Source organism: Streptomyces sp. WELS2 (assembly GCF_013870595.1).
Classification (GTDB): Bacteria; Actinomycetota; Actinomycetes; order Streptomycetales; family Streptomycetaceae; genus Streptomyces.
Genome location: NZ_JACBWZ010000789.1, coordinates 1 through 2,811, shown reverse-complemented (window position 1 = coordinate 2,811; position 2,811 = coordinate 1). Strand labels below are relative to the sequence as shown.

3 protein-coding genes are annotated in these 2,811 nt (G+C 68.3%); all 3 read left to right on the top strand.

Features of this window, described 5'->3' with window-relative positions; translation table 11 throughout:
* Positions 1 to 283: 283 nt before the first annotated feature.
* The 3 genes from rplK to H5J33_RS29830 all read left to right on the top strand — a co-directional run bounded on the left by rplK (position 284) and on the right by H5J33_RS29830 (position 2,637).
* Positions 284 to 718, top strand: a complete 435-nt coding sequence (gene rplK, locus H5J33_RS29840) for a 50S ribosomal protein L11 (protein ID WP_023547415.1) — start codon at positions 284 to 286, stop codon at positions 716 to 718.
* Between the two features lie 109 nt (positions 719 to 827).
* Positions 828 to 1,553: a 50S ribosomal protein L1 gene (gene rplA / locus H5J33_RS29835; protein WP_030778441.1), complete on the top strand. Its 726-nt coding sequence runs from the start codon at positions 828 to 830 to the stop codon at positions 1,551 to 1,553.
* Between the two features lie 166 nt (positions 1,554 to 1,719).
* Positions 1,720 to 2,637 (top strand): hypothetical protein, encoded by a 918-nt coding sequence (locus H5J33_RS29830; RefSeq protein ID WP_181797905.1) that lies wholly within the window; start codon positions 1,720 to 1,722, stop codon positions 2,635 to 2,637.
* Positions 2,638 to 2,811 lie beyond the last annotated feature (174 nt).

Sequence of the window (2,811 nt, the reverse complement as noted above, 5' to 3'; positions counted from 1 at the left end):
GCCCTTGGGCGAGTAGATGCCCAGGGACGCGCCCAGGGGCCGTCGCCGCGCTGCTCGCCGTGCCCCTGGGCGCGACCCTGCTCGCGCTGCTCGCCGCGGCCGTGCGCGTGCTGCGCGAACGGCGCCGCGAAGAATCCGCGCAGGATGCCTGACCTGGGGGATTTCTTGTCTCGTGGGGACAGCGGCTATCGTTGTGCGGTATGCCATCTGCGGGATCGTGCATCGGCATGGATCCGTTGGTCGCAGACGGCCATCAACCTCTCAGTAAGGACCCGGAGAGAGCATGCCTCCCAAGAAGAAGAAGGTCACGGGGCTCATCAAGCTCCAGATCCAGGCCGGCGCCGCCAACCCGGCCCCGCCGGTCGGCCCGGCGCTGGGCCAGCACGGCGTCAACATCATGGAGTTCTGCAAGGCCTACAACGCCGCGACCGAGTCGCAGCGCGGTTGGGTCATCCCGGTGGAGATCACGGTCTACGAGGACCGTTCCTTCACCTTCGTCACCAAGACGCCGCCGGCCGCGAAGATGATCCTCAAGGCCGCGGGCATCGAGAAGGGCTCCGGCGAGCCGCACAAGACCAAGGTCGCCAAGATCACCGAGGCGCAGGTCCGCGAGATCGCCCAGACCAAGATGCCCGACCTGAACGCGAACGACCTGGACGCCGCCGCGAAGATCATCGCCGGTACCGCGCGTTCCATGGGCGTCACGGTCGAGGGCTGAACCCCACCTTCGTAGCAGTCATGCGGCTGCCTGCATTTCGCGGCCGCACGTGGCAGGGCCTGCTCGGCCCAGGGACCACGACTCCTTTCAGAACACACAGGAGCAAGTTGTGAGCAAGCGCAGCAAGGCTCTCCGCGCTGCGGACGCCAAGGTCGACCGGGAGAAGCTGTACGCCCCGCTCGAAGCCGTCCGTCTCGCCAAGGAGACCTCCACGACCAAGTTCGACGCCACCGTCGAGGTCGCCTTCCGTCTGGGTGTCGACCCGCGCAAGGCCGACCAGATGGTCCGTGGCACCGTGAACCTTCCGCACGGCACCGGTAAGACCGCCCGGGTCCTGGTCTTCGCGACCGGCGACCGTGCCGAGGCCGCGCGTGCCGCGGGCGCCGACATCGTCGGTGCCGACGAGCTGATCGACGAGGTCGCGAAGGGCCGTCTGGACTTCGACGCCGTCGTCGCCACCCCGGACCTCATGGGCAAGGTCGGCCGCCTCGGCCGCGTCCTCGGCCCGCGTGGTCTGATGCCGAACCCGAAGACCGGCACCGTCACCCCCGACGTCGCCAAGGCCGTCACCGACATCAAGGGCGGCAAGATCGAGTTCCGCGTCGACAAGCACTCGAACCTGCACTTCATCATCGGCAAGGCGTCCTTCGACGACGACAAGCTGGTGGAGAACTACGGCGCCGCGCTGGAGGAGATCCTCCGTCTGAAGCCGTCCGCCGCCAAGGGTCGCTACATCAAGAAGGCCGCCATCACCACCACGATGGGCCCCGGCATCCCGGTCGACCCGAACCGCACCCGCAACCTCCTCGTCGAGGAGGACCCGGCCGCCGTCTGAGCCCCGGCTCAGCGCGGTAGCCGCGTCAGGGACGCGTAAACGAAAAGGGCGGGCCCTGGAACCTCTCCGGTTCCGGGCCCGTCCTTTCTGTGTACGTCCTTTCGAACGACTGTCAGTGGCCTGGGCTACGGTGCAGGCACAGGACACTCAACAGGGGTGGGAGCAGATGAAGAGCACGACCGTGCGCCGGGCGACCCTTTCGATCGCGGTGGTGGCCGCGCTGACCGGAGTGGCCGCCTGCGGTTCCTCCGACTCCGACAAGGGCGGTGACAAGGCCGCAGGCAAGGGCCCGATACACCTCAGCCCGATCGCCGCGCTGCGGTCCGTCGAGAAGTCCACCGACCAGGCCGACTCCGCCAAGGTGCACTCCACGACGTCCCTCGGCGACATCATGGCGATGAGCGCCGACGGTGCCCTCACCTGGAACGACGGCCTCAAGGGCAACCTGACCATCACCTACACCGGTGGCCAGATGGCCGAGCTGATGAAGAAGGCCGGCACCCAGTCGATGGAGGCCCGCTATCTGCAGGACGCGTACTACGCGCACATGAGCGAGACGTACGCCCAGCAGGCGGGCGGCGGCAAGCACTGGATCAAGTACTCCTACGACGACCTCGCCAAGCTCGGTGGCGCGTCCGGGTCGTACATGAAGGACCAGCTCCAGAACGCCACGCCGAACCAGTCCGTGAAGATGCTGCTGGCCTCCGGCGACGTGAAGAAGGTCGGTGAGGAGAGCGTCGAGGGCGTCCGGACCACGCACTACTCGGGCAAGGTGAACGTCGCCGACCTCGCCGACAAGACCAGCAACCTCGGCGCCGACCAGATGGCGGCCCTGAAGAAGCAGCTCAGCCAGGCCGGCATCACCACCGAGACCATCGACATCTGGGTCAACGACCAGAACCTGCTGGTCAAGAAGACCGAGAAGGCCGACACCGCGAACGGCGCCCTGAACAACACCACGGTCTACTCGGACTACGGCGTGAAGGTCAGCGCCGAGGCCCCGCCGGCCGGCGACACCAAGGACTTCGCGGACATGATGAAGTCCGGCGGCATGGCCACGGGCGGCACGGGCACGGCCTCCTGACCGACGGCACCCTCTGGAGCCCGGCCCACGGCCCCACAGAGCCCTGCGCACACCGCCGGGCTCCCGGGGAGCCCGTTCCCCCGCCCCGGGCGCTCACCCGCCCTCTGGCCACCGGGGCGGCCGGAGGGGCCCTGGCCGGGGGCGGCTCCTCCGCTGTACAACCGGCCCCTGGTC

What these genes read in the sequence shown, in the direction of transcription:
- rplK (WP_023547415.1), top strand. Translation starts at nt 284, where the DNA reads ATGCCTCCCAAGAAGAAGAAGGTCACGGGGCTCATCAAGCTCCAGATC.
- H5J33_RS29830 (WP_181797905.1), top strand. Translation starts at nt 1,720, where the DNA reads ATGAAGAGCACGACCGTGCGCCGGGCGACCCTTTCGATCGCGGTGGTG.